Raw genomic sequence first — 26,316 nt, forward strand, 5'->3', positions numbered from 1 at the left:
TCATTATCTAAAACCTGTAATCCGTAACCATGCGGTAGCAGGTTTTTTTTATTTACTTGACTTAGAGTTAACTCTAAGTTGTAAACTAACTCTAATCAAAAGAGAGGGATGATGTTTGTTGTATTCCATTAGTAAAGCTGCTGAGAAGACTAGTATTAGCTCGTATACATTAAGATATTACGAAAAGATTGGGTTACTTCCCCCACCAAAACGAAAAAACAGTGGAAGGCGTTTTTATACAGAGACTGATATTCAGTTCATGACATTCCTGAAAAGTTTAAAGGAAACAGGTATGTCTTTGGAGGATATTAATGAGTTTGTCAAAGACGGCTGCATTTTGGAAAAAATCAATTCAGATGTTAAATCAGCACAACTCTCCCCATCTATAAATAAACGTATTGAGATTTTAACCAAGCACTTAGAGAAAATGGAGATTAAAAAAAGGGAGCTGGAAGAAGTAATTTCTACTACAAAAGGAAAACTGGATACATATTATTCAATTTTGAAAGAGGAAGTGGAAAACAAATGAAACATTTAAATATATATCTGATGTTAATTGGCTTCTCTATTTTTACAGGAGCTACTTTTAATCTTGCAAAATATACGGTTGGATATTTTTCTCCATCGTCCTCTGCGGCATGGCGTTTCGGTTTAGCTGCTGCGGTGATGCTCCTCATTTTGATTTTTACTGAAGGTATAAAGAAGAGTCAATTACGGAAAAACGCCGTTTCATACATTGTTCTCGGAATTATAGGAATATTTGGATTTAACGCCTTGTTTTTTATTGGTTTGAAATACACATCTCCCGTTAACGGAGCATTAATAATGGGGCTGAATCCTTTATTAACAGCAATTCTCGCTCGAATTATCTTAAAGGACAAAATGACAAAAAAACAAGTGCTCGGCATATTCTTTGCATTCATCGGTGTATTGCTAGTCATTACACAAGGTTCTATCGAAACCATTAAAACCTTATCAATTTCAGCGGGAGATTCAATAATCTTTACAGGTAACGTTTGTTGGGCACTTTATGGTGTACTTGGACGGCGGTTTGTAAAAGATGGCACTCCGCTATCTACAACCACTTATACGATGGTTATCGGTGCTGTTAGTTTAATAGTAGTTTCCCTATTTACATCCAAACCTGTTTCTTTATCGAACATCCCGCTTGGAGTTTGGGGGGCAATTGCCTTTATGGCTTTCTTTACAAGCGTTTTGGGTTACCTATGGTGGAATCAGGGGATTAAGGAGATTGGGGCAGGTAAAACATCTTTATTTTTCAACCTTGTTCCCGTTGTAACGATGATTATTTCATTTGCCGTTGGCACACCGATAAAGGTATTTCAAGTTATTGGGGCCGTGTTAGTTATATTAGGCGTTTTAACTGCTTCAGGGGTAATACGTTTTCCTAAGTACAATACTAGAAAACAGTCAGCTGTATAAAGAAGCAGGGATTATTTTTGAGAAAATGTGTTAAGTTAAATATAAACTAATTACAGAAAGCAGGTGATCCCATGCCAAACAAAAGTAAACCCAATAGATTAATCGCTGAGAAGTCTCCTTATTTACTCCAACACGCCCACAACCCTGTGGACTGGTTCCCTTGGGGAGAAGAAGCCTTTGAAAAAGCAAAATGCGAAAACAAGCCGGTTCTTGTCAGCATCGGTTATTCGACTTGCCATTGGTGCCACGTCATGGCCCACGAAAGCTTTGAAGACAAAGAAATTGCGCGTCTTCTCAATGAACGGTTTGTGGCGATTAAGGTCGACCGGGAAGAACGGCCGGATGTGGATTCTGTTTATATGCGAATCTGCCAGCTGATGACCGGGCAGGGCGGCTGGCCGCTGAATGTGTTTATTACGCCTGATCAGAAGCCGTTTTACGCGGGTACATATTTTCCAAAGACGAGTAAATTCAATCGTCCTGGTTTTGTTGATGTGCTTGAGCATCTGTCTGAGACGTTTGCGAACGACCGCGAGCATGTCGAGGATATTGCGGAGAACGCCGCTAAACATTTACAGACCAAAACAGCTGCAAAAACTGGTGAGGGCCTTAGTGAGTCAGCGATTCACCGGACATTCCAGCAGCTTGCCAGCGGGTTTGATACGATCTACGGCGGTTTCGGGCAGGCACCGAAATTTCCGATGCCCCATATGCTGATGTATTTGCTTCGTTATCATCACAATACGGGGCAGGATAACGCTTTATACAACGTGACGAAAACGCTGGACAGCATGGCGAATGGCGGCATTTACGATCATATCGGCTATGGGTTCGCCCGCTATTCGACCGATGACGAGTGGCTCGTTCCCCACTTTGAAAAAATGCTCTACGACAATGCGCTGCTGCTGACCGCTTATACCGAAGCCTATCAGGTCACGCAAAATAGCCGCTATAAAGAGATTTGTGAGCAGATCATTACGTTCGTTCAGCGGGAAATGACCCATGAAGACGGAAGCTTTTTCTCCGCTTTAGATGCGGACACAGAAGGAGAAGAAGGAAAGTACTACGTATGGTCAAGGGAAGAGATTCTAAAAACGCTTGGAGACGAACTCGGAACTTTGTATTGTCAAGTGTATGACATCACTGAAGAAGGAAACTTTGAAGGCAAAAATATTCCGAACCTCATTCATTCAAAGCGGGAACAAATCAAAGCGGATGCCAGCTTAACTGAAGAAGAGCTCCGCCTCAAGCTTGAGGACGCAAGACAACGGCTCTTGAAGACACGCGAAGAAAGAACCTATCCGCATGTCGATGATAAAGTGCTGACCTCATGGAACGCGCTGATGATCGCGGGTCTCGCCAAAGCAGCAAAGGTATTCCAGGAACGGAAATATCTCAGCTTAGCGCAAGACGCCATTACATTTATTGAAAAAAATTTAATCATCGACGGCCGTGTGATGGTCCGGTATCGAGACGGAGAAGTGAAAAACAAAGGCTTTATCGACGATTACGCTTTTCTCCTATGGGCCTATCTCAATCTCTATGAAGCTTCGTTTGATCTTTCTTATTTACAAAAAGCGAAGAAACTGACAGACGATATGATCGGCTTATTTTGGGATGAGGAGCATGGCGGATTCTATTTTTCCGGGCATGATGCAGAAGCCTTAATCGTACGGGAAAAAGAAGTGTACGACGGCGCCGTGCCTTCCGGAAACAGTGTGGCAGCCGTTCAGCTGCTTCGTCTTGGACAAGTCACAGGCGACTTATCACTAATTGAAAAAGCAGAAACGATGTTTTCCGTGTTCAAGCCAGACATCGACGCGTATCCGAGCGGCCATGCTTTCTTTATGCAAAGTGTGTTAAGGCATCTGATGCCTAAAAAAGAAATCGTGATTTTTGGCAGTGCAGACGATCCAGCCAGAAAACAAATCATAACGGAGCTCCAAAAAGCCTTTAAGCCCAACGACTCCATTCTGGTGGCAGAGCAGCCCGAGCAATGCAAAGACATTGCGCCATTTGCAGCAGACTACCGCATTATAGACGGCAAAACAACCGTGTATATTTGTGAAAACTTCGCCTGCCAGCAGCCGACAACGAATATCGAAGAAGCCATCCAAACGTTAATAAGCAGCAGGGATTAAGACCCTTGCTGCTTACTTTTTGATTTCTTATGGTACCATAAAGCGATCCCCGCAAACACAAGATTGACCGCTATCGTAAAGAAAGCCTCCCACATCGGGTTCCCCCGCGTAACCGTAAACAGAGAAGGAATTCCTCCATACACACTGTTTTTTTCTGTAATAAACATACACAAAAACATATTATTCGCGGCATGGGCGCCAAGTGATATTTCGATGCTTCCAGTTTTAATCGTGTAATAGGTCCACACAAAACCAAATGTTAAATACTCAATTCCTGCCCAGACAGCGCCATTGTTCATTTCTGGATTCGCAAAATGCAATACGCCAAACAATCCTCCGACAATCAGTGTCAAAAATAGAGGATTTTTCGTCAATCTCCCGAAAGCTTGAAGCAAAAATCCCCTGAAAAACAGTTCCTCAGCTGATGTCTGAATCGGAACCAAAATGAGGGCAGCCGCTAGCAGCCAGATAAAGCGTGAGGCATCAAAGGCTTGCATTGAATAGCTATCAGGATGAATCGCAAAATCAATCAATTGTACGGCGATCATCAGCAAGAAATAAGCCATAAAACCAAAGGAAATTCTCCGCCAATTCATCTTTGAATTTGGTGTAATCACAGTTCGGAAAGGCCGCTTCAAAATAAAGCGCACAGCCAGCCAAACTCCCGGAATGGCGAATAAATAAATCACATGGGACAAATAAAGATCTACGAGAGGATCACTCAGCACAGCTTCATCCAAATCAAACGTGATATTGGGATTCACAATAACCGTGAACAGTATAGCGAAAAGGTAAGCTATATTCCCGAATACATATAACCCTACCATCACCAAAAAAGCGAAAAAATATCTCCACAACGTATTGTTTCCTTCTATAGGACGGATAAATGAATTCATTCCTTCTATGTCTCTTCCTTTCAATGAGAATATTACTATATATTTGCATAAATTGGTCTATGAATCTACTGTTTTGGAAATCTTTTAAGCAAAATGCACGGAAAAAGTGCGAATTTAGTTCTCCCATCTAGTGATTTGAACTCTGTCGCCAATGAACCAAGATACTTATAATATTCCCAAGAGGGGAATTATCAGTCTTTTCTTACTACTTTAAAAGGGGGTTTTTTATGAATACGATCTTCAATCAGAAGAATGCACATCCTTTCTCAAACGCAGCGAATCGTTTAGACCGCCTTCCGATTTCACGCGTTCATTTCCAAGTGTTAACCGCTCTCGGCATTGTTTATTTCTTTGATCTCGCAGATTTATTTACCCTCAGCAATGTAGCACCGGCACTGATCGAGCATTGGGGCATTCCGCTTTCAACCATTGCCAACGTGACGGCGGCTTCATTTTTAGGCATGTTTTTAGGCGCTGCGCTGGGCGGACGGCTGTCCGATCGAATCGGCCGCAAAAAAGCCTTAAATCTATTTGTCTTTGTTTTCTCAATCGCATCGCTGTGCAATGCTGCGGCATGGGACATTCCATCTTTAATGACATTCCGTTTTCTCACCGGATTTGGTGTCGCAGCAGCCATGGTCATTACGAATAGCTATTTGGCGGAATTTTTCCCTTCAAGTGTACGTGGAAAATATATTTCTTTTTGTGCCATGATTGGATTGATCGGCGTCCCGATCACCAATATTGTGTCTGCCTTTGTCATACCGCTCGGTTCATGGGGATGGAGGCTTGTATTTGTATGGGGTGCCGTCGGCCTTATTTATTTTTTCTTCATCCGCCGTCTGGAAGAGTCACCTCGCTGGCATGAAAATCGCGGTGAATATGGGAAGGCTGACGCGATCCTCAATCGAATTGAGACGCAGGTTGAACTGGAGAAAGGCCCGCTTCCGGCACCGGCTCAGCCTAAAGAAAACAGTTCTGTTCAACAGCATGCCGGTTACGCAGGATTATTGAAAGGCAGAAACCTCAAAATCACCATTATTTTATCTGCTGTATGGATTTTTGAAACGTTTGGGTTTTACGGGTTTGCCTCATGGGTTCCAAGCCTGCTAAAAAGCAATGGCGTCACCATGGAAAATACATTGTGGTATAACGTATTGCATTCTGTCGGCGCTCCGTTGGGCGCACTGCTCGGCTCCATGATTTCTGAGAGATTTCAAAGAAAGTGGATTTTAGCTGCCAGCGCGTTTCTGACGGCCATCGCAGGGCTCTTATATGGCATGACTTTTATTCCCATCATGATCATTGTGTTTGGTTTTATCGTGAATATCACAGAACGGGTTTTCACCTCGAACTTATACGCCTATACATCTGAACCTTATCCGACTGAATACCGCTCGTCCGGCAGCGGATTAGCCTACGGTCTGGGCCGTTTTTCAAACATTTTCGGCTCATTGCTTGTCGGATTTATTGCCGTTCAGCTCGGCTATGTCAGCGTCTTCTTATTTATAGGCGGCTGCTGGCTCGCATGCTCCTTGCTGTTAATCTGCTTCGGCCCTAATACCAATGCGAAACAAATTTAAAAAAGTCAGTGCGGAGCTGCCGCACTGATCTCTTTACAATTCCTTCAATATCCTCGCAGGGTTTCCGCCTACAACAGTGTTAGCGGGCACATCTTTAGTCACAATAGATCCTGAAGCAATCACCGCATTATCACCAATTGTCACTCCTGGGTTAATCACTGCCCGGCCTCCGATCCAAACTTGATCTCCAATTGTCACAGGCTGACCGAACTCCTTCCCGGACTTTCTTTCAATCGGATCGAGAGGATGGCCGGCCGTGTAGATATGTACACCTGGCGCAATCAAACAATGACGGCCGATACGCACCTCACACACATCTAAAATGACACAGTCAAAATTAACAAATGTGTGATCTCCGATATGAATATGATAGCCATAATCACAGCGAAATGTCGGCAGAATCGTGACTTGATCCCCAACCGAACCGAGCAGCTCCTTCAAAAGCTCTGTCCGCACTGCATCATCCTCTGGTGTTTCATTATATTGTCTAATCAGCTGTCTCGCATGCTTGCGTTCTAGTAATAGTTGTTGATCTTCCGGATTGTATAATTCGCCGGCTGCCATTTTTTCTTTTTCTGTCCTCAGCATTCAAGTCACTCCAGATGTTAAATTGTAATTTCAATTAAGTTTCCTTCATCATCTTCAATCACACTTTCATAGTAGCCGTCTCCCGTTGTCCTTGGGCCGTTTACTACTGCGAAACCGTCCTTCTTCAATCGAACAGTCAGTTCATCAACCTTCTCCCGGCTTCCTACGGAAAAGGCAATGTGTGCCCAGCCTGTCATTGTTTGTGAAGGCGGATCGGTCACATTCCCTTTTTTCATAATCTCCAGCCTTGCTCCGGAATCAAACGTAATAAAATAAGATTTAAAATCCTTTTTCTCATTATGATACAAATCATTCGCTTTGCCATTAAAATACGTTTCATAAAAAGACTTCATTCGCTCTAAATCATTGACCCAGATCGCTGTATGTTCAATCCGCATGTCTTTTCCTCCTTTACCTTCAATGAAGTTATAACGTATGAAATGCATTTCAGTTCAAGCTTTTTTCTCAAAGTTATGCTGAATTTTGATATCAACAGGTTCATCCTGCAAAAAAAGAGAAAATGCGGCGGTGCCAAGCTGCTCAAGATTCAAATCGAGCGATGGAAATCCAAGAACACGGCTGATAGAAGTATTTCCCTCACCTATGATTTCAACATCCCAATTATTCTTCTGGGCAAATAGATGAATTCCAGCTGCCACTTCATCACTGTTTGCATAAATAGCAGTAGGAACCCGTTCGCTCGTATAAAAGTGCTCAGCTGCCCGCTCACCGTTATTCATATCATTGCATCCAGACAGCATATGGCGGTCTTCCAGCCTTCCGCAAACGGATTGATAGGCAGAAGCTTTATCAGCCGTGCTTGGGCTCCTGTCGACTTCTCTGACGCATGTAAAAGCGATATTCTCATGTCCGCGGCTTTTTAGATAGCGAAAGCTTTCTGCATAAGCAGCTTTTCTGTCGTTATACGCACATGGGACATCAATGTCACCGGTTTCCTCACAAGCGATGATCGGCCCATATTCCTGATAAGCTAAAATCTTGTCCCAATGATTGGCGCGGGAAGTAATAATGAGGCCGTCAATTTTCTTTGTTTTTAACAGCTCTAAATATTTGATTTCAATAGCGGGGTTATAATTGGTGGGGAGAAGCGTCGTTGCATACTCCTGCTGAAAAGCAGCCTTGGTGATTCCGTTCACGATTTTATCAAAACAGGGATGATCGCTATAAGGCAGAATCACACCGACCGTATGGGTTTTCCCGCGAATGAGATCGATTGCGGTTCGATTTGGTGTATAATTCAATTCCTTCATGACTTGATGCACAAGCTTTCTCTTTTCTACAGACACATACGGATGATGATTCAATACACGCGAAACAGTTGAAACAGATACATTTGCCAGTCTTGCAATCTCTTTTATATTTGCCATCCTCTTTCTCCTTTTTCATATAAAAAAAGCAGTAAGTGTAAAATCCTTACTGCTATCTCATCATATATTGATGATAAGTTCAACAGGACAATGGTCGGAACCCATGACATCCTTTGATATGCCGGCATCTTCAATCTGTTCCTTAAGGCTTTCAGAAACAACAAAATAATCAATGCGCCAGCCGATATTTCTGTCCCGGGCGCCGGCACGATACGACCACCAGGAATAAGCGCCTTCAAGATCAGGATAAACATGACGGAAGGAGTCAACAAAGCCAGCCTCTAATAAACGAGTGAATGCCCCTCTTTCTTGATCTGAAAAACCAGCGTTATTCCGGTTCGCCTTTGGATTTTTCAAATCAATCTCCTGATGGGCTACATTCAAATCACCGCATAAAATGACTGGTTTTTTCTCATCCAATTCAAGAATATAAGTCAATAGAGCCTCTTCCCATTGCATGCGGTAATCGATTCGCTCTAATCCCCTTCTGGAATTTGGCGTGTAAACGGTCATCACAAACACGTTTTCAAATTCCAGCGTAATCACTCTGCCTTCTTGGTCATGCTCTTCTATTCCGATACCGTACATGACACGCAGCGGCTCTTGCTTAGAAAAAACAGCTGTGCCGGAATATCCTTTTTTCACTGCATAATTCCAATACACATGATAGCCCTCAGGCTGGAGATCAACCTGTCCGTCCTGTATCTTTGTTTCCTGAAGACATATGATATCTGCATCCTCTTCTTTCAGATAAGAGAGGAAATCCATTTTTCTCATCACAGCCCGCAGGCCGTTTACATTCCATGAAATCAGCTTCATGTTTCATCCCCCTATAAAAAAGAGCAAGAACCCAAAGGTCCTTGCTCTTTACGTATCAGCTTACTCACCGCTTACGTATGGAAGTAAAGCCATTTGACGTGCGCGTTTGATCGCTGCAGTCAATTTACGTTGGTATTTAGCGTTTGTTCCAGTTACACGACGTGGTAAAATTTTACCGCGCTCAGAAACAAACTTTTTAAGAAGATCTACATCTTTGTAGTCGATGTGCGTGATGCCGTTAGAAGTGAAATAACACACTTTACGGCGTTTCGCACGACCGCCTCTGCGTCCTCCTGCCATTGTCATTTCCCTCCTTTCTTTTTTCATTTTAGGCGATAATCACATTAGAATGGAAGATCGTCATCCGAGATGTCAATCGGTTTGCCATCGTTGGCAAATGGGTCATCATTAAAGCTGTTCCCCTGATTGCGTCTCTGGTTGTTTTGATTTCCCCCGAATGGATTATCATTTTGGCCTCCGCCAAAGTACTGGCCTCCGCCGCTGTTTCCTTCGTTGTATCCACCTGAACCAGAACCGCCGCCGTTTTTCGGCTCAAGAAATTGAACACTTTCAGCTTGGACCTCTGTCACGAAGACACGCTGTCCTTGCTGGTTTTCATAGTTTCTTGTTTGTAAACGGCCATCTACGCCTGCAAGGCTTCCTTTTTTCAAGAAATTTGCAACGTTTTCGGCTTGTCTTCTCCAAGTGACACAATTAATGAAATCGGCCTCACGTTCTCCAGACTGGTTCGTAAATGTACGATTCACAGCAAGAGTAAACGTAGCAACAGCCGCACCGTTTGGCGTATAACGAAGCTCTGGGTCTTTTGTCAGTCTTCCGACTAATACAACTCGGTTAAGCATAAGAAAGACCACCTTTTACCATTATATATTTCAAAATTGCTTATTCTTCTTCTTTAACAACAATGTGGCGAATGATATCGTCACTGATCTTAGCTAGACGGTCAAATTCTTGAACTGCCGCAGCATCAGCTTGAACGTTTAAGATTTGGTAGAAACCGTCGCGGAAATCGTTGATTTCGTAAGCAAGACGACGTTTACCCCAATCCTTTGTTCCAGTGATCTCCGCACCGTTAGAAGTCAGAACGTTGTTGAAACGCTCGATAACTGCTTTTTTAGACTCATCGTCAATGTTTGGGCGGATAATGTACATAACTTCGTACTTTCTCATCTGTTTGCACCTCCTTTTGGACTAAGCGGCCCATAATGGGCAAGGAGCAATAATTCTATTACTCACAATTTTATATTATACCAAAGCTCTTGTCCCTTTACAACTGCATCCTAAACATTAAATCGGAAATGAATAACATCTCCGTCTTGGACAACATATTCTTTCCCTTCGAGGCGGACTTTTCCTGCTTCTTTGGCTCCTGCCATACCGCCGCCCGCAAGAAGATCCTCATAAGCAACTGTCTCAGCGCGAATGAAGCCTCGCTCAAAGTCACTATGAATAATTCCTGCACACTCAGGGGCTTTCATGCCTTTTTTGAATGTCCAAGCTCTGACTTCCTGCTCTCCCGCCGTGAAGTATGTTGCAAGGCCAAGAAGAGAGTAAGACGCTTTGATCAGCTGATCAAGACCTGATTCTTGAATGCCCAGCTCTTCCAAGAACATTTGCTTTTCTTCGCCTTCAAGCTCAGCAATCTCGGATTCGATTTTCGCACACACAACGATTACTTCTGCGTTTTCGCCGGCAGCGTACTCGCGAATCTTTGCTACATTTTCATTGCCAGATGGATCAGCCACTTCATCTTCACTTACATTGGCCACATACAAAATAGGCTTCGAAGTCAGTAAATGGAGCTGCTTCACAAGCTTTTGCTGCTCTTCAGTGAATTCTACAGATCGAGCAGGCTTTTCACTCTCAAACGCTTCTTTCAGTTTAGATAAAATCTCAAACTCATATACAGCGTCTTTATCTTTTTGTTTCGCAAGTTTGCTGACGCGTGTAATCCGCTTTTCAACCGTTTCCATATCGGCGAGGATCAGCTCAAGGTTGATCGTTTCAATGTCATCAATCGGATCAACTTTTCCGGAAACGTGTGTAATGTTGTCATTGGAAAAAGCACGGACAACGTGGCAAATCGCGTCAACCTGGCGAATATGGGATAGGAATTTGTTACCGAGTCCTTCTCCTTTAGATGCGCCTTTTACAATCCCTGCAATATCAGTAAATTCAAAAGCAGTCGGCACAGTCTTCTTCGGGTTGACCAGCTCAGTCAGCTTTTGCAGACGATCATCAGGTACTTCTACAATTCCCACGTTCGGATCAATCGTACAGAACGGGTAGTTCGCTGATTCGGCACCGGCCTGTGTAATTGCGTTAAATAGTGTTGATTTCCCGACGTTCGGCAAACCAACAATTCCAGCTGTTAAAGCCATTCTTTCATCTCCTCTATATAAAACCGTCATTGTATGAACGTATTTTGAACCTAGAGCAATTATAAGGAGGTTCACTGGAAAAGACAAGCTGACAAAAAAGCATTTTCAGCCTGCCAATCCCTTTGATTATGCTTTTTTCAAGCCTACTAAACAGTCAAAAATTGTACTTCCCATTCCATTATCAGAATTTGTATCATTTGTCAGTGCATTGACTGAACCTCCAAAAGCCGCCCACATGCCTTCATCTATATTAATCGTCTTCGCATGAGCCTGCTTCATCACTTTCACCGTTCCCTTCAAGCGTCCGCGGTCATTAAAGATGACAACCTCGTCTCCATCCTGAAGATCCTGCTCAGCCGCTATATCTGGAGAAATATCGACCTGAACGTGCTGAAGCTTTTCAATAAACGGCACATGCTGTGAATGGTTGGAACGCTGCGGATGAATGGACAACAGCGTATAAGGATACTTTCCAGCTAACGCCTCATTATGGAAAACAGATTCTTCTGGCACATTTAATTGAAGCAAGCCGCTAAACCCTTTTTGCTCAGCTAGTGACGAAGTAAATTCAAATTTCCCGCTCGGCGTCAAAAACTCATAGTCATCCCACGGAACCTGCTTGACCGGAAGAGGGAGGTGGCCTTTTTCTTTTAAACGCTCAAGTGTCACACCTTCTGCTTCCAATGAAGAAAGCCCCATCTCTAGAAATTCTTCAGTACTGTGCTCAAAAAGCTCGCCAAACCCAAGGCGTTTTGCAAGCTCTGACCAGATCCAGCTGTCCGACTTCGCTTCACCCTGGGGCTCCACAAGTTTTTTTCCGTACTGAACATAGTGGTGATACATACTGGAATAGTAGATATCCTCTTCTTCAAAAACAGTGGCAGTCGGCAAAACATAATCACACAGCTTTGCGGTATCTGTCATAATGGAATCAATGGCTACCGTCATTGGAACCTTTTCAAAAGCTTGTCTGACTTTGTTTGTATTCGGCACCTGAGTCAGCGGATTTCCGCACGTCACAATCATCATCTCAATCGCAGGATCAGCAGCGGTCAACACTTCTTCAGCCTGCGTCATCATTGAGAATGAACGTGATGCTGTTTTTAATTCCGGCAGCGTCAGCTTTGTTTTTGCAAAGCTCTCGCCAATCTGGACATTTCCGAAATTCGCGCCGCCGCCCTTAATTCCGACATTTCCGCTTGCCGCAACGAGTGCATCAATCCAGCGAATCGTTCCGCCGCCGTTTTTATATCGCTGCATGCCTAGCCCCATAAAAGTAGACACCGGACCATCTGCATACAAACTGGCCAAATACTCCAGCTCCTCCATAGAAGTTTCTGTTTTCACAATAAACTCTTCCAGAGAAACAGTTTTCAATAGCTCTTTCACATCATCAAAACCGACAGAGTGCTCAGAAATAAACGTTTCATCCGTTCTTCCCGTCTCAATCAGAACCTTCAAAACAGCAGACGCAAGCCAGCCATCCATTCCCGGCTTGACAGAGATATAGCGGTCGGCAAGCTTAGCAGTCGGATTGAAGATCGGATCAATCACCGTAATCGTGGCACCCTTCTTTTTCACCTGCTGCAAGTGATGGTATAAGTGCATATTTGTTCTGGATACATTTCTTCCCCACACAACAACATGCTTGCTGTTGTAAATATCAAGCGGACCGTGCCCGTACGAACGGCCAAAATCCCAGCTTTGCGCCTCGATGCCGGAGCCCCAGCATATGCTTCCGACGATTTCAGTCACACCGCCATATCCATTAAAAAAACGCTGATCAAGCGCTTTTAACAAACCATTATTCGCATAATCATGGCTGTGCAAAACAGCAGTCGTCTCCGACGTTTCCTTGATCTCCCGAAGTTTATCGGCAATTTCATCAAGTGCCTGCTCCCAGGAAATCCTTACAAACTCGCCATTTTGTTTTTTCATCGGATAGCGAAGCCGATCAGGCGAATTTGTTTTTGTCTCAAGCATTCTGCCACGGCCGCAGATTTTGCCTTCCGTAATCGGATGGTTTGGATCCCCGTCCACTTTCGTTACCTTTCCGTCTTCAACAGTCACCAAAAAGCCGCAGCTGTCCCAACAATTCAGCGGACATGCCGACTGATGCACTTTGCTCATCGCCGTCTTCTCCTTACCTTCTATATGAAAAAGCATGAGTGTCGGCCTATTTATGAAGTAGGCTCCTCATGCTTGACTAGTACTTTTTTTAGTTTTCTTTCAAATTCTTTTCTCGGAATCATAACACTGTGAGAGCATCCCTCACACTTAATTCGAATATCCATTCCCATGCGTATAATTTTCCAGCTGTTCGCTCCACATGGATGCGGTTTTTTCATTTCTACGATATCATTCAGGCCAAAGTCTTTATCCGCCAAGACCCTTCACCTCTTTTCATAAACTGCTGTATCTATTGTACAAAAAAACTGATCATAAGAGCAATTAAGATACCTGAAAAGAAATACATCCTCTTATTTCCATTTACTTAAAATAGGATATAAGAGCAGACAAACTAACAAATACAAATTTAACATCCCGTATATCGGGTACAAAAACGCGATCAAATCAGAAAATCCTAAAGAAGTAAAAGGTACCATTAACATTAACAAAATCAACACAATCAACCATCTCGGCATATGAACAAACCCCATCAGCCGGCTGGACAGCCCCAGCAATCCCGCTACCGTCGTCGTGTAAATGGCCAGACACAGCACCGCCGTCATACATAAAAAAAGGACATAAGGCGCACCCTCCAGAACGGCAAACAGCGGTATTTCAAACTGAGAAAGGGAGCCCGCCAGCTCCACTAACGTTTCATTATAAACAAATGAGATCACGCCAAAAATGAGACCGCTTGCCACACTTGCGATTTTCGCTTCTCCGAGTCCTTTCATCTCTTTCCCAACAGAGGATAAAATCGCAACAACTGAAAGGATGTTTAAAGAAGTAAACGTTATGCTCGCAGGCCAGTTATACTGCTGAGACAAATCAATCGTCCACGTATGGTGATGTGTGCTCTGAAAAGAGATCAGCGCATATAAAAGCCCCGCTACTAACACAGGAATCAAAATACTATTTATAGATAATATTCCTTTCACATCCCACAAAAACAAACACACTGTCACGATGCAGATCAGCGCGATTCCCCACCAGAAAGGAAGCTTGTACATCTGCAGGGTCACACCGCCTCCGGCAATCATCACCATAGTCGTCGAAAACAAATAAAAAATGATGAGAACATCATAAATTTTCGCCAGCCACGGCCCCATTAAATGCTCCAGAACCGGCAGAAAATGAGTGGATTGAACCTTAAAACTGATTTTCATCACAATATAAGACGAGAAAATGAACATGATTGTAAACAGCAAAATAGCAAGTCCGCTTTCCGCCCCAAAAAACTGCCAAATCTCCTGACCGCTCGCATATCCGGCCCCGATCAGGCTCCCTAATATGAGCAGCATCCACTTCATTCCGGCTCTCCACAACATCATCACCTCATAGACAAAGATCAGCTTGTTTCCGTTATTGTTACTATATAAATAAAAGAAGGTAAAAATGCCATATTTTCATAGACATTTGAACACAAGCTGAAATTACCATCCGAAATACTCATAATAAAAGACTGCTGATGCAGGCAGTCTAAAAAAATATCATTTTGCCGCGGAATGAAGGAATGAACCTCATTAACCATGCCTATCTATAAAGTGTTTTGTAAGCAGACCATAGCTTGATCATGATCGAGGCAATGGGGGACAATATTTGTAATTCACCCACTAACCATTCATATTATAACCTCTACTTTTTTAAAATCTCCGGTGTCATACACAAAGCATAAAAAACCGTACTGCTGGATATACTGTAAACAACCTTACATAACGAAACACACACCATAGCAATTCTGTTACCTACTATAACAAGGAAGTGAAACCTATGAATCGAAAAGGCGGGCTTTTTTCCTCTCAGGAACGAGTAAAACAATACGTTTCACATACAGATGCAGCTGCAGCAAAGCAAATCCAAACCATTCTTTCTTCATCCTTACGTAAAGCTGCCGGCAAACCAATTGTCGTGGTTTGTATCGGAACAGACCGTTCAACCGGTGATTCGTTGGGCCCGCTCGTAGGAATGAAACTCAAACAGATGCAGCTCACTAGATTCCATGTCTACGGAACCTTATCTGACCCCGTCCATGCTGTGAACATGAAGGACAAAATCAGTGACATTCATAAATTACATAAAAACCCATTTATTATAGCGGTCGATGCATGCTTAGGCCGCGTTAAGAGTGTGGGTTCATTTCAAATCGGAGACGGGCCATTAAAGCCTGGAGCCGGTGTGCAAAAAGACCTTCCTGAAGTGGGAGATCTTCATATTAACGGAATCGTGAATGTTAGCGGTTTCATGGAGTATTTTGTATTGCAAAACACAAGACTCAACCTGGTCATGAATATGGCCAATGTTCTCGCGGAAGGATTGAGTTTAACAGATCGGACAGAGTGGAGGCAAGAACGCCTGAACCCGCTGCAAAGGCTCACTGGGCGCATATAAAACAAAAACCATCTTCGCATGAAAGATGGTTTCTTCATTTATGATTCTCGTTCAGACAAAAGCTCTAAAATCCGGTCAAGGTCTTCATTAGAGAAAAATTCAATTTCGATTTTGCCTTTTTTCTTCTGTCTTTTAATATGAACTGTTGTTCCAAAATAATTTTGGAGATAGGATTCCCGTTCTTTTAGAACCGCGTCTTTCACAGGTTCTTTTTTCTTTGTTTCACGTGGAACATTCTGATTTAACTGCTGAATCAGCTGCTCAAGCTGGCGAACATTAAGCTGCTCCGCAATCACTTTTTGTACAAGCGGTTCAAGCTTATTTTTGTTTTTTAAGCCAAGAAGCGTGCGCCCATGTCCCATAGAGAGCGTACCTTCGGCAATAAGCTGCTGAATATTTTCTGGCAGTGTCAGCAGTCTTAAATGATTCGCAATATGCGGTCTGCTTTTTCCAAGACGTTTGGCAAGCTGTTCTTGCGTGAGATCTAAGTGTTTCAGCAAAGAGTCATATGCCTGTGCCTCTTCAAGCGGAGATAAATCTTCGCGCTGAAGGTTTTCTAATAAAGCAATTTCCCTCATTAACGCCTCTGATAATTCACGGACAATCGCGGGAACTGTCTCTAAACCCGCCAGCTTTGCTGCCCGAAAACGCCGTTCCCCCGCAACAATATCATAGCCTTTTAAAGATTTCCTGACGATAAGCGGCTGAAGAATGCCATGCTGCAGCACAGATTCTTTTAGTTCAGCTAATGCCTCGTCATCAAAGTGTTTTCTTGGCTGATAAGGATTAGGGCGTAAATCGGCAATTTTAATTTCTTCAACTGTCTCTTCAGACAAATCTACCTGATTAAATAACGCATTAATCCCTTTTCCAAGGCCTTTAGCCATTCGCAGCCACTTCCTTTGCTAAATCTAAATATACTTCCGCACCTCTTGACCGCGGATCGTATAAAATGATGGGTTTTCCGTGACTCGGTGCCTCACTCAGACGGACATTACGCGGAATAACTGTCTTATATACTTTATCTCTAAAATACTTTTTAACCTCTTCAATCACTTGAATGCCAAGGTTTGTCCGAGCATCAAGCATTGTCAGCAATACACCTTCAATCATTAAATCCGTATTCAAATGCTTTTGCACAAGACGTACTGTATTTAATAACTGGCTGAGCCCCTCCAAGGCATAATATTCACACTGTACAGGAATCACAACGGAATCCGAGGCAGTAAGGGCATTAATCGTCAGCAGACCCAATGACGGCGGACAATCAATGATAATGTAATCATAATTTTGCTTTACTGCTTCAAGCGCTCTTTTCAATCTCACTTCTCTTGAAATTGTAGGAACCAGCTCGATCTCAGCCCCGGCAAGCTGAATCGTCGCAGGGATCACGTCCAAGTTCTCGACTGTCGTTGCTTTAATAATATCTATAACATCTGCATCATCTACTAAAATATCGTACACACACTGCTCTACATCGGCTTTTTCAATCCCTAATCCGCTTGTCGCATTTCCCTGCGGATCAATATCTACCAGCAGAACCCTTTTCCCTATGTAAGCCAAACATGCCCCAAGGTTGACAGACGTCGTTGTTTTGCCGACCCCGCCTTTTTGGTTCGTAATTGCTATGATTTTTCCCACGATGTCACCTACTTTCACATGAACATGTACTATCTTGCTTCTATTCTATCAAAAAAAGATTAAAGCGTTTCATTTTTTTCATCATTTTGTTCTGAATCAGAAGGGAAATAATTGAAAATTCAAGTACGCTTTATGCTTTCTCTTATAAATTCTACAATTTCTATGTTTTTTTGACTTAAAAAAGGAATTTCTTAAAGAAAAAAAGAAGAAGTCACAGTAACAGAACGTGGAAACAGGACGGTGAGAGAATGGTTTATCAAACAAAGAGAGATGTACCCGTTACGCTGATGATTGTGTTTCTCATATTACTGATACAAGCAGATGCCATTGTTCCTTTTGTGCTGGGAAATATGAGAGTTTCGGGCTGGGTCATTTTTATTCTGCTGACTCTTTTAAACGGACTCATCATATGGAGCTTTATTGATCTGAAATATGTATTGAAGGAGCACCATCTGATCATTAAAGCCGGACTGATCAAACATCAAATTCCTTACGAAACAATCGATAAAGTGATCCAAAAAAAGAAGCTGTGGTCAGGTTTCCGTCTAATTGGCTCACGTCATACCATCACGGTCTACTATCAGGGAGGATGGGGACATGCGGTGATTTCACCGCAAAATACTGAAGAATTTATCCACAAGCTCAAAGAAAAGAATTCTAATATAACAATTTTCGCTAAAAGTAATTAATTACCTTTTTCAATTAATATAAAAAGCTCTCCTGCTTTTCAGGAGAGCTTTTATTTTGGTATGCGAATCGTTAATTGAATATATTCTTCAAATTCTTCTTCTTCCGTATTCAATTTTACACCACTGTCCTCCACCATTGATAGTGACTGGCGAATCGTGTTCATCGCAATTCTTGTATCTCTGCTGAACGCTTTGCGTCTCGGCTTTGGCTTTCTCTGGCCTTGCTCCAGCATTTTCACCACGCGGTCTTCCGTCTGCTTTACATTTAAACTTTTCTCAATAATCTCTGTGAGCAGTGTGACTTGAAGCTCGGGCTGTTTCAGCGGAATCAGCGCTCTGGCATGACGCTCGGTGATTTTCTTCTCCATAATCGCGTCTTGGACTGGCTGAGGCAGCTTTAATAACCGGAGCTTATTTGCAATTGTAGACTGCCCTTTTCCTAAACGCTGTGCGAGTGCCTCCTGTGTTAAATCATGCAGCTCAAGCAGCCTAGCATAAGCATGGGCTTCCTCAATAGAAGACAATTCTTCCCGCTGCAAGTTTTCAATTAACGCCACAGAAGCGGTTTCCGTGTCGGAAAAATCCTTAATAATCGCCGGAATCTTTTCCCACTCAAGCGATTGCACCGCTCTCCAGCGTCTTTCACCTGCAATGAGTTCGTATTGGCCTTCTTCTTCTGTATGCCTAACAACAATCGGCTGAATAATGCCGTGTGTATGAATGGTCATTGCTAACTCTTTGATTTTTTCATCTGAGAAAATGGTGCGTGGCTGAAAACGGTTGGGAACGATAGCATTTACCGGTATTTCCAGAATCTCTTCTTTGTTTGTATCATGTTCAGCAATCTCCGGCTCCTGTTCCTTCTCACCAAGCCCGAAGAAACGAGAGAATGAATGCTTCATGTACCTACACCACCTTTAAAAACTGCCATTTTTATAATTCTATTTTCTCATGGTTTTTCCTGCTATACATCCATCAATTTTGATGAAAATATGATGGTATTGTCATATCAGGCTGTCTAAATTACCCTTCAATTGGCGATTTATTAGGAGTTCCCGGTTTTCTTGGATACTTCTTAGGTGTATTTTTTATCTTGCGTATCACCATAATATTACGATCGCTTTCTTCAATAGGCAGCTTAAAGGAATGGACATTCTCAAGTTCTCCTCCAAGCGTCGTGATTGCTTTTTTGCCTGCATTCAGTTCTTCCTCAGCTGATGCTGCTTTTAAAGCAACAAATAAACCGTTTTTCTTCACCAGAGGCAAGCAAAGCTCACTCAAAACAGATAATCTTGCAACTGCTCGCGCCGTCACAATATCATAGCTTTCCCGCACGTCTTTCCGTTGTCCGAACGTTTCAGCTCTGTCATGGCAGAATGTTGTATTCTCCAATTGCAAAGCTTCAGATAACTTTTCTAAAAAGGTAATCCGTTTGTTCAGTGAATCCACGATTGTGACATTGAGGTGCGGAAAACATATTTTTATCGGCAGACTTGGAAAACCCGCTCCCGCTCCGACATCACAAATCGTGTTCACTTGATTGAAGTCGACATAGAAAGCAGCTGTAATGGAGTCATAAAAATGCTTCAGATACACTTCTTTTTTCTCTGTAATTGAAGTCAGGTTGATTTTTTCATTCCATTCAACCAGCATGTCGTAATACAGCTCAAATTGCTCCAGCTGACGGGGAAAAAGGGAGATCCCTTTTTCCGCCAAACCGGAAGTGAATTCTTCAATATTCATGCCGTCATCCTTTCTACTCGGCTATCTTCGCAATGCGTCCCTGCTCTAAATACACCAATAGAATTGAAATGTCCGCCGGGTTTACACCGGAAATGCGGGAAGCTTGGGCAACAGACAGAGGGCGCACATTTTTCAGCTTTTGACGCGCCTCAGTCGCGATCCCTTTGATTGCGTCATAATCAATTCGATCCGGAATTTTTTTATTTTCCATCTTCTTCAGTTTTTCCACTTGCTGAAGAGATTTTTCAATATATCCTTCATATTTCACTTGGATTTCCACTTGTTCTGCCACGTCTTGAGGAACCGGCACTTCTGGCGGCGCCAGTTTTGTGACTGTTTCATAGTTCATTTCAGGACGTTTCATCAAGTCTGTGCCGCGAACTCCATCTTTCAATTCACTTCCGCCAAGAGAACGGATATATTCTTGGTTTTCTGGAGACGGCTTGATAATTACAGAATACAGACGTTTTTTCTCCGCTTCGATCGCCGCTTTTTTCTTCTCAAAAGCTGCATACCGCTCATCAGAAATCAATCCAATGCGGTGCCCGATTTCTGTCAGGCGCAAATCAGCATTATCATGGCGAAGAAGCAATCTGTATTCAGCACGTGATGTCAAGAGACGATAAGGCTCATTAGTCCCTTTTGTTACAAGGTCATCAATCAGAACACCAATGTAGGCGTCAGAACGGCTTAGAATCACTTCTTCTTTTCCAAGCGCTTTTCGTCCTGCATTGATTCCCGCCATAATTCCTTGTCCCGCGGCTTCTTCATAACCGGATGTTCCGTTAATTTGGCCTGCAGTGTAAAGGTTGGTGATTTTTTTCGTTTCAAGTGTCGGCCAGAGCTGTGTCGGTACGATCGCATCATACTCGATCGCATAGCCGGCTCTCATCATTTGCACGTTTTCAAGTCCAGGAATCGTTGCAAGCATTCTTTGCTGTACGTCTTCTGGAAGACTAGTAGATAAACCTTGGACATAGACTTCCTGTGTATTTCTGCCTTCCGGCTCAAGGAAGATCTGGTGACGCGGTTTATCATTAAATCGTACAACTTTATCTTCAATGGACGGGCAATATCTTGGGCCAGTACCTTTGATCATACCGGAATACATCGGTGAACGGTGCAGGTTGCTGTCAATAATCTCATGTGTCTCAGGGCTTGTATATGTCAGCCAGCAAGGGAGCTGATCTGTGATATACTCCACTGTTTCATATGAGAAAGCGCGAGGCACTTCGTCACCAGGCTGAATTTCCGTTTTGCTGTAATCAATTGTGTCGCTTTTAACGCGAGGCGGCGTACCTGTTTTAAAACGAACAAGGTCAAAACCCAGTTCCTCTAAATGCTCAGAAAGCTTAATAGATGGCTGCTGGTTATTCGGGCCGCTTGAGTAAGACAGATCGCCAAGAATGATTCGTCCTCTTAGATAGGTCCCTGTCGTCATGACAACTGCTTTCGCACGATAATGTGCGCCGGTTTGTGTAACCACACCTCGGCATTCGCCGTCTTCAACGATCAGCCGCTCCACAATTCCTTGCAGCAATGTTAAGTTTGGTTCTTTTTCAAGTGTATTTTTCATTTCGTGCTGATATTGGAATTTGTCTGCTTGTGCACGCAATGCACGAACCGCAGGACCTTTTCCTGTATTCAGCATTCTCATTTGAATATGCGTTTTATCGATGTTTCTTCCCATTTCTCCGCCAAGCGCGTCAATCTCACGAACGACAATCCCTTTTGCGGGGCCGCCGACAGACGGATTACATGGCATAAATGCAACCATATCTAGGTTGATGGTCAAGACAAGCGTTTTGGCGCCTTGACGTGCAGATGCGAGGGCAGCCTCAACACCGGCATGCCCGGCGCCAATCACAATCACATCGTATTGGCCTGCTTCATACCCCATGATTCTAGTTCCTCCTTTTATTATTTTCCTAAACAGAATTGTGAAAAGAGCTGATCAATTAAGCTTTCGTGGACAGAATCTCCGATGATTTCGCCCAAAAGCTCCCAGCATCTTGTAAGGTCGATTTGCACCATGTCGATCGGGACATCCTGTTCGATGCCGCTAAGCGCATCTTCAATGGCCCGTTTTGCTTGCTGTAAAATAGAGATGTGACGTGTGTTGCTGACATAAGTCAGATCCCCGCTTTCAATGGCACCCGTGTAGAACAGCGATTGAATCGCTTCTTCCAGATCATTGATGCCTTCCTCTTTTAATAGAGATGTCGTAACAACAGGACGTCCATTGGCAAGCTCACGGACACGCTCACTGTCAATCTTCGCCTCAAGGTCAGTCTTATTCAAAATCACGATAACGTCCATGCCCTCAACGGCTTCAAAAAGCTTTACATCTTCTTCAGAAAGCTCTTCACTATTATTAAGAACAAGTAAAATCAGGTCCGCTTCCTTCAGAACCTGGCGAGAACGTTCAACACCGATTCGCTCAACAATGTCTTCTGTTTCGCGAATACCCGCTGTATCAACCAGACGAAGTGGGACGCCTCTTACATTCACGTATTCCTCAATTACATCCCGTGTCGTTCCGGGAATATCGGTTACAATGGCTTTTGCCTCATGAACGAGACTGTTCAGAAGAGATGATTTTCCTACGTTCGGCCGGCCGATAATGACGGTAGAAAGACCTTCACGCAAGATTTTTCCTTGCTCAGAAGTCCTCAACAGCGCCTCAATTTCCTTTTTAACGGCGGTTGCCTTTTCAACTAAAATCTGATGCGTCATTTCCTCTACATCATCATACTCCGGATAATCGATATTCACCTCAACATGAGCCAGGGTTTCTAAAATCTCACTGCGCAAACGGCGCACCAAAGCAGAAAGACGCCCTTCCATTTGATTCATAGCAACGTTCATTGCCCGGTCCGTTTTCGCTCTGATTAAGTCCATAACCGCTTCCGCCTGTGAAAGATCGATTCGCCCGTTTAAAAACGCACGTTTCGTAAATTCGCCAGGCTCTGCCAGTCTCGCTCCCTCTCTCAATGCGAGCTGAAGCACTTGGTTCACAGTCACAATTCCCCCGTGACAGTTAATCTCGATAACATCTTCTCGTGTAAAAGTTCTCGGCGCTTTTAACACTGATACCATTACTTCCTCAACGACACGATCTGAAGGTCTGTCTACGATATGACCATAATGAATCGTATGTGATTCAACCGAGCCGAGTGTTTTCCCCTTCGGTCCTTTATAAATTTTATCTGCGATTTGAATGGCTTCTGGTCCGCTCAACCGTACAATCGCAATCGCGCCTTCTCCCATCGGTGTGGAAATTGCCGCAATTGTATCCATGCTGTTCACCTCTCTTTACTTATGTTTCATCTATATAAAAAAAATTTTTATTATGCCAAAACTAAAAGATAACATAGTTTGGTTCGAAGTGGAAGATGTGTTATCCACAGAAATAGAAATTCATCCCTTATTACTTTAACTTATCCACATGTGAATAACAATTAATTTTATTTCCTGAACTTCCTTTTTATCAACAGGATACACCTAAAAAGAAAAAACTTAAACGGCAAAACCTTGATATTACTAGGAAAAGTAGATTTTTCGCATACAAAAAAACCGAAATCCGATTTTTACCGGACTTCGGTTTTATGCTATTTTTTATGGGAAATAACGAGATGGCGATTTTCGCCTTCACCCATTGAATATGTTTTGATCTGGTGGTTTGCATATCCAGAAAGAGTATCATGAATAACTTTTCTTTCACTGGATGGCATAGGCTCAAGCTGGATTGCTTTTTTCGTTTTCAAGACCTGGTCAGCAAGCCTGATGGCCAGCTGGCTCAGCGTTTCCTTTCTTTTCAAACGATAGTTTTCTGCATCCACCGTCACATTTTTATATTGGCCTGGATAACGGTTAAGAACTAGCTGTGTCAATGTTTCAAGAGCATTTAAGGTTTGTCCTCTTTTCCCAATCAACAATGCCGTTTTTTCACCTGTTATATGGAATCTCACTGTCTTTTTGCTTTCTTGAACAGTCACATCAGACTTTCCGGCAATGGCTTCGGCAATCGTTTGAAGATAAGACTTCGCTTGCTGAATCGGATCAATCTTTTCAACTAGCTTGACGATCGCCGGCTTTTTACCGAAAATACCGAGAAACCCTTTGTGTCCCTCTTCAATAACAGTAATTTCTACTTTATTCCTCGTTAATCCAAGCTCTTGCAATCCGGACTGTACTGCTTCATCGACATTTCGCCCTGCAGCAGTCACATTCCTCACTTTTTCTTTCCTCCGGCTTTTTGCGGCTCAGGATTTTTTTTAATATCAGGCCCTTTAATGAGGAAAGTTTGCGCAATCATAAACAAGTTACCGACTACCCAATAAAGAGAAAGAGCCGCCGGGAAGTTGATCGCAAATACGATAATCATAATTGGCATAATCCAAAGCATCATCGCCATTTGCGGATTTTGCTGCGCATTGCCCGCCATCATCAGTTTTTGCTGAACAAATGTGGCGACACCGGCAACGATAGGAAGAATATAGAAAGGATCCTTTTCTCCTAAGTCAAACCATAAGAAGCTATGCTCTGAAATCGCCTGTGTTCTCATGATTGCATGATAGAATCCAATTAAAATCGGCATCTGGATCAAAATCGGGAAACATCCCGCCAATGGATTAACACCATGCTTTTGGAATAAAGCCATTGTTTCCTGCTGAAGCTTTTGCTGTGTTTTTTGATCCTTTGAGCTGTATTTTTCTTTCAGCTTTTGCATTTCCGGCTGTAAAGCCTGCATCGCTTTCGAACTTCTCAGCTGCTTAATCATCAGCGGTAAAATTAATAAACGAATTAAAATGGTAACAAGAATAATTGAAAGTCCGTAGTTATCTCCCGTCAATTTCGCTACATACGTAATGAGCTCAGACAATGGATATACTACGTACTTGTCCCAGAAATGCGGACTATCTGCAGTGATCGGCTCTTTCACACTCGAGCATCCAGCCAAAAGCATGAATACGCCAACCATACTTAATAGCAACCCTATTCTCCTTTTCAACAACATTTCCTCCTATAATTAATCTTTACACTCTTTTATTGCAAAGCATACTTGTATGTATTTTAGCATCTTTCAGTTTTAAATGGTGTCTTTTTCTGATCAACCAGAAAGGAAGCGCTTTTAAAAGTTGTAAGAAAGCAGTGGTGATGCCTACTTTGACGAAGATTTCTTATATAATGAAGACTTTCTGAATAGATGCTGCAGACTTTTTTTCGTTTCCTCATATGTCAGCTGGCTCGCCGGTTTTCTGGCAATAATGATATAGTCCTTTTCCTTCAGTCTCTCTTTCTCTTCAAGAAAGGCCTGCCGAATCAAACGTTTGATCCGATTTCGCATCACAGCATTGCCAATTTTTTTGCTGACGGAAAGCCCGACACGCAGCTCATCATTTTCAGGCTGATCAAGCGTATATAAGACAAACTGGCGGTTTGCAACTGATGTCCCATGTTTAAACACTTTTTGAAAATCTTCATTTTTCTTTAAACGATTTCGCTTCTTCAAATGACTCACTCCGATACTGGCTGGCAGAAACTTTTAAAATTTATTATGAAAATGAGATGCATTGAACCAGGAAGCAAGCCCCGGTTCATTACGCATCACATCTATCTTTTCCCATAACGTGAAAAAAGACCACTGACATTATTCAGTGGCCTAAGCTGATAATACTTTTCTGCCTTTGCGGCGACGGCGTGCTAAAACTAGACGACCGTTTTTTGAACTCATACGGCTTCTGAAGCCATGAACTTTGCTGCGTTTACGGTTATTCGGTTGGAATGTTCTTTTCATTTATGACACCTCCCTCGAGGAATAGCTGTTAAAGACAGTCTTACTTATTATATTTGCGTTACCTATTCATTGTCAACTTTACTAGTGCTTTTATTTCTTGCAACCATAATAGGATACCATACCTTTTCAACTTTCGAAACCTTATTTTTTAGATTCCTTAATTTAACGAAAAAAAGACAGATCCAAACAATTTGCCCCTAAAATCACGCGTGTGGATATCTTTTTCGACTTTTTTTAATATCCACAAAGGTTATCGACAACATTTTCACATTACCAACCCCTGTGGACAATATTTTTTCAACAGGTTGTCCGCTTTGTGGATAAGATTGTGACAACCATTGCAAGCTCTCGTTTATTTTGGTATTATATTTGTGTTTTAACTCTTGATTACTAATCTTACCTTTCCTCTTTATCCACAAAGTGTGGATAAGTTGTGGATTGATTTCACACAGCTTGTGTAGAAGGTTGTCCACAAGTTGTGAAATTTGTCGAAAAGCTATTTATCTACTATATTATATGTTTTCAACATTTAATGTGTACGAATGGTAAGCGCCATTTGCTCTTTTTTTGTGTTCTATAACAGAGAAAGATGCCATTTTCTATGAAAAGGAGGGACGTGCCGGAAG

At 42.7% G+C, this 26,316-nt stretch carries 28 protein-coding genes; 6 read left to right on the forward strand and 22 right to left on the reverse strand.

Annotation, left to right across the window (positions count from 1 at the left end; translation table 11 throughout):
- The first annotated feature begins 115 nt into the window (after positions 1 to 115).
- The 3 genes from JQX68_RS21015 to JQX68_RS21025 all read left to right on the forward strand — a co-directional run bounded on the left by JQX68_RS21015 (position 116) and on the right by JQX68_RS21025 (position 3,584).
- Positions 116 to 529, forward strand: coding sequence for a MerR family transcriptional regulator (locus JQX68_RS21015; RefSeq protein WP_050982296.1), 414 nt, complete (start codon positions 116 to 118; stop codon positions 527 to 529).
- On the forward strand, positions 526 to 1,443 hold the full coding sequence (locus JQX68_RS21020) for a DMT family transporter (RefSeq protein ID WP_147772786.1): 918 nt from the start codon (positions 526 to 528) through the stop codon (positions 1,441 to 1,443). The genes JQX68_RS21015 and JQX68_RS21020 overlap by 4 nt, the downstream gene beginning before the upstream one ends.
- 71 nt (positions 1,444 to 1,514) lie before the next feature.
- Positions 1,515 to 3,584: a thioredoxin domain-containing protein gene (locus JQX68_RS21025; RefSeq protein WP_147772787.1), complete on the forward strand. Its 2,070-nt coding sequence runs from the start codon at positions 1,515 to 1,517 to the stop codon at positions 3,582 to 3,584.
- On the opposite strand, the gene JQX68_RS21030 is transcribed toward JQX68_RS21025, so the two are convergent.
- Positions 3,581 to 4,480, reverse strand: coding sequence for a CPBP family intramembrane glutamic endopeptidase (locus JQX68_RS21030; protein ID WP_147772788.1), 900 nt, complete (start codon positions 4,478 to 4,480; stop codon positions 3,581 to 3,583). The genes JQX68_RS21025 and JQX68_RS21030 overlap by 4 nt on opposite strands.
- Before the next feature lie 227 nt (positions 4,481 to 4,707).
- Here JQX68_RS21030 and JQX68_RS21035 point away from each other — a divergent pair, with 227 nt between their 5' ends.
- Complete coding sequence (locus JQX68_RS21035) at positions 4,708 to 6,063, forward strand: MFS transporter (RefSeq protein WP_147772789.1); 1,356 nt, start codon at positions 4,708 to 4,710, stop codon at positions 6,061 to 6,063.
- Positions 6,064 to 6,096: 33 nt separating this feature from the next.
- Here the strand turns inward: JQX68_RS21035 and JQX68_RS21040 are convergent, their stop codons facing one another.
- The 11 genes from JQX68_RS21040 to JQX68_RS21090 form a co-directional block, all read right to left on the reverse strand.
- Positions 6,097 to 6,651, reverse strand: a complete 555-nt coding sequence (locus JQX68_RS21040; RefSeq protein WP_069150713.1) for a sugar O-acetyltransferase — start codon at positions 6,649 to 6,651, stop codon at positions 6,097 to 6,099.
- Positions 6,652 to 6,668: 17 nt separating this feature from the next.
- Positions 6,669 to 7,049, reverse strand: a complete 381-nt coding sequence (locus JQX68_RS21045) for a VOC family protein (protein WP_014666135.1) — start codon at positions 7,047 to 7,049, stop codon at positions 6,669 to 6,671.
- A 54-nt stretch (positions 7,050 to 7,103) separates the two neighbouring features.
- Positions 7,104 to 8,039, reverse strand: a complete 936-nt coding sequence (locus JQX68_RS21050) for a transcriptional regulator CcpB (RefSeq protein ID WP_205440446.1) — start codon at positions 8,037 to 8,039, stop codon at positions 7,104 to 7,106.
- Positions 8,040 to 8,099: 60 nt separating this feature from the next.
- Positions 8,100 to 8,858, reverse strand: a complete 759-nt coding sequence (gene xth / locus JQX68_RS21055; RefSeq protein WP_205440447.1) for an exodeoxyribonuclease III — start codon at positions 8,856 to 8,858, stop codon at positions 8,100 to 8,102.
- A 60-nt stretch (positions 8,859 to 8,918) separates the two neighbouring features.
- Positions 8,919 to 9,158, reverse strand: a complete 240-nt coding sequence (gene rpsR / locus JQX68_RS21060; RefSeq protein ID WP_003219224.1) for a 30S ribosomal protein S18 — start codon at positions 9,156 to 9,158, stop codon at positions 8,919 to 8,921.
- A 44-nt stretch (positions 9,159 to 9,202) separates the two neighbouring features.
- Positions 9,203 to 9,721: a single-stranded DNA-binding protein SsbA gene (gene ssbA, locus JQX68_RS21065; RefSeq protein WP_003219228.1), complete on the reverse strand. Its 519-nt coding sequence runs from the start codon at positions 9,719 to 9,721 to the stop codon at positions 9,203 to 9,205.
- A 40-nt stretch (positions 9,722 to 9,761) separates the two neighbouring features.
- A complete protein-coding gene (rpsF, locus tag JQX68_RS21070; protein ID WP_014115888.1) occupies positions 9,762 to 10,049 on the reverse strand; it encodes a 30S ribosomal protein S6 in 288 nt (95 codons plus the stop codon).
- A gap of 110 nt (positions 10,050 to 10,159) precedes the next feature.
- On the reverse strand, positions 10,160 to 11,260 hold the full coding sequence (ychF, locus tag JQX68_RS21075; RefSeq protein ID WP_205440448.1) for a redox-regulated ATPase YchF: 1,101 nt from the start codon (positions 11,258 to 11,260) through the stop codon (positions 10,160 to 10,162).
- A 126-nt stretch (positions 11,261 to 11,386) separates the two neighbouring features.
- Positions 11,387 to 13,390: a molybdopterin-dependent oxidoreductase gene (locus JQX68_RS21080; protein ID WP_205440449.1), complete on the reverse strand. Its 2,004-nt coding sequence runs from the start codon at positions 13,388 to 13,390 to the stop codon at positions 11,387 to 11,389.
- Positions 13,391 to 13,440: 50 nt separating this feature from the next.
- Complete coding sequence (locus JQX68_RS21085) at positions 13,441 to 13,647, reverse strand: DUF951 domain-containing protein (RefSeq protein ID WP_003219236.1); 207 nt, start codon at positions 13,645 to 13,647, stop codon at positions 13,441 to 13,443.
- Positions 13,648 to 13,740: 93 nt separating this feature from the next.
- Positions 13,741 to 14,757 carry a YkvI family membrane protein gene (locus JQX68_RS21090; RefSeq protein WP_205440450.1) on the reverse strand — a complete coding sequence of 339 codons (1,017 nt, stop codon included), beginning with the start codon at positions 14,755 to 14,757 and terminating at the stop codon, positions 13,741 to 13,743.
- Positions 14,758 to 15,199: 442 nt separating this feature from the next.
- Between JQX68_RS21090 and yyaC the strand changes: the two genes are divergently transcribed.
- Positions 15,200 to 15,817 carry a spore protease YyaC gene (gene yyaC / locus JQX68_RS21095; protein WP_069838281.1) on the forward strand — a complete coding sequence of 206 codons (618 nt, stop codon included), beginning with the start codon at positions 15,200 to 15,202 and terminating at the stop codon, positions 15,815 to 15,817.
- 38 nt (positions 15,818 to 15,855) lie between these two features.
- Here yyaC and spo0J read toward each other — a convergent pair whose 3' ends face one another.
- Complete coding sequence (gene spo0J, locus JQX68_RS21100; RefSeq protein ID WP_014666145.1) at positions 15,856 to 16,704, reverse strand: stage 0 sporulation protein Spo0J; 849 nt, start codon at positions 16,702 to 16,704, stop codon at positions 15,856 to 15,858.
- Complete coding sequence (gene soj, locus JQX68_RS21105; protein ID WP_003219244.1) at positions 16,697 to 17,458, reverse strand: sporulation initiation inhibitor protein Soj; 762 nt, start codon at positions 17,456 to 17,458, stop codon at positions 16,697 to 16,699. Before soj ends, spo0J begins: the two co-directional genes overlap by 8 nt.
- A 248-nt stretch (positions 17,459 to 17,706) precedes the next feature.
- Between soj and JQX68_RS21110 the strand changes: the two genes are divergently transcribed.
- Positions 17,707 to 18,147, forward strand: a complete 441-nt coding sequence (locus JQX68_RS21110) for a PH domain-containing protein (RefSeq protein WP_147772793.1) — start codon at positions 17,707 to 17,709, stop codon at positions 18,145 to 18,147.
- A gap of 50 nt (positions 18,148 to 18,197) precedes the next feature.
- On the opposite strand, the gene noc is transcribed toward JQX68_RS21110, so the two are convergent.
- The 8 genes from noc to rpmH all read right to left on the reverse strand — a co-directional run bounded on the left by noc (position 18,198) and on the right by rpmH (position 25,690).
- A complete protein-coding gene (gene noc / locus JQX68_RS21115) occupies positions 18,198 to 19,049 on the reverse strand; it encodes a nucleoid occlusion protein (protein ID WP_014666147.1) in 852 nt (283 codons plus the stop codon).
- A 121-nt stretch (positions 19,050 to 19,170) separates the two neighbouring features.
- The gene (rsmG, locus tag JQX68_RS21120; RefSeq protein WP_147772794.1) at positions 19,171 to 19,890 is read right to left on the reverse strand and encodes a 16S rRNA (guanine(527)-N(7))-methyltransferase RsmG; all 720 of its coding nucleotides are present in this window, start codon (positions 19,888 to 19,890) and stop codon (positions 19,171 to 19,173) included.
- Between the two features lie 13 nt (positions 19,891 to 19,903).
- Positions 19,904 to 21,790, reverse strand: a complete 1,887-nt coding sequence (gene mnmG, locus JQX68_RS21125; RefSeq protein WP_040081120.1) for a tRNA uridine-5-carboxymethylaminomethyl(34) synthesis enzyme MnmG — start codon at positions 21,788 to 21,790, stop codon at positions 19,904 to 19,906.
- A gap of 20 nt (positions 21,791 to 21,810) precedes the next feature.
- Positions 21,811 to 23,190: a tRNA uridine-5-carboxymethylaminomethyl(34) synthesis GTPase MnmE gene (gene mnmE, locus JQX68_RS21130; RefSeq protein ID WP_147772795.1), complete on the reverse strand. Its 1,380-nt coding sequence runs from the start codon at positions 23,188 to 23,190 to the stop codon at positions 21,811 to 21,813.
- A 311-nt stretch (positions 23,191 to 23,501) separates the two neighbouring features.
- A complete protein-coding gene (gene jag, locus JQX68_RS21135; protein ID WP_040081117.1) occupies positions 23,502 to 24,128 on the reverse strand; it encodes an RNA-binding cell elongation regulator Jag/EloR in 627 nt (208 codons plus the stop codon).
- Complete coding sequence (spoIIIJ, locus tag JQX68_RS21140) at positions 24,125 to 24,910, reverse strand: YidC family membrane integrase SpoIIIJ (protein WP_050982297.1); 786 nt, start codon at positions 24,908 to 24,910, stop codon at positions 24,125 to 24,127. Before spoIIIJ ends, jag begins: the two co-directional genes overlap by 4 nt.
- Before the next feature lie 144 nt (positions 24,911 to 25,054).
- Positions 25,055 to 25,405: a ribonuclease P protein component gene (gene rnpA, locus JQX68_RS21145; RefSeq protein ID WP_003242628.1), complete on the reverse strand. Its 351-nt coding sequence runs from the start codon at positions 25,403 to 25,405 to the stop codon at positions 25,055 to 25,057.
- 150 nt (positions 25,406 to 25,555) lie between these two features.
- Positions 25,556 to 25,690 (reverse strand): 50S ribosomal protein L34, encoded by a 135-nt coding sequence (gene rpmH / locus JQX68_RS21150; protein WP_003178075.1) that lies wholly within the window; start codon positions 25,688 to 25,690, stop codon positions 25,556 to 25,558.
- Positions 25,691 to 26,316 lie beyond the last annotated feature (626 nt).

Source organism: Bacillus sp. LJBS06 (assembly GCF_016924995.1).
In the GTDB taxonomy this organism is placed as follows: Bacteria; Bacillota; Bacilli; order Bacillales; family Bacillaceae; genus Bacillus; species Bacillus stercoris.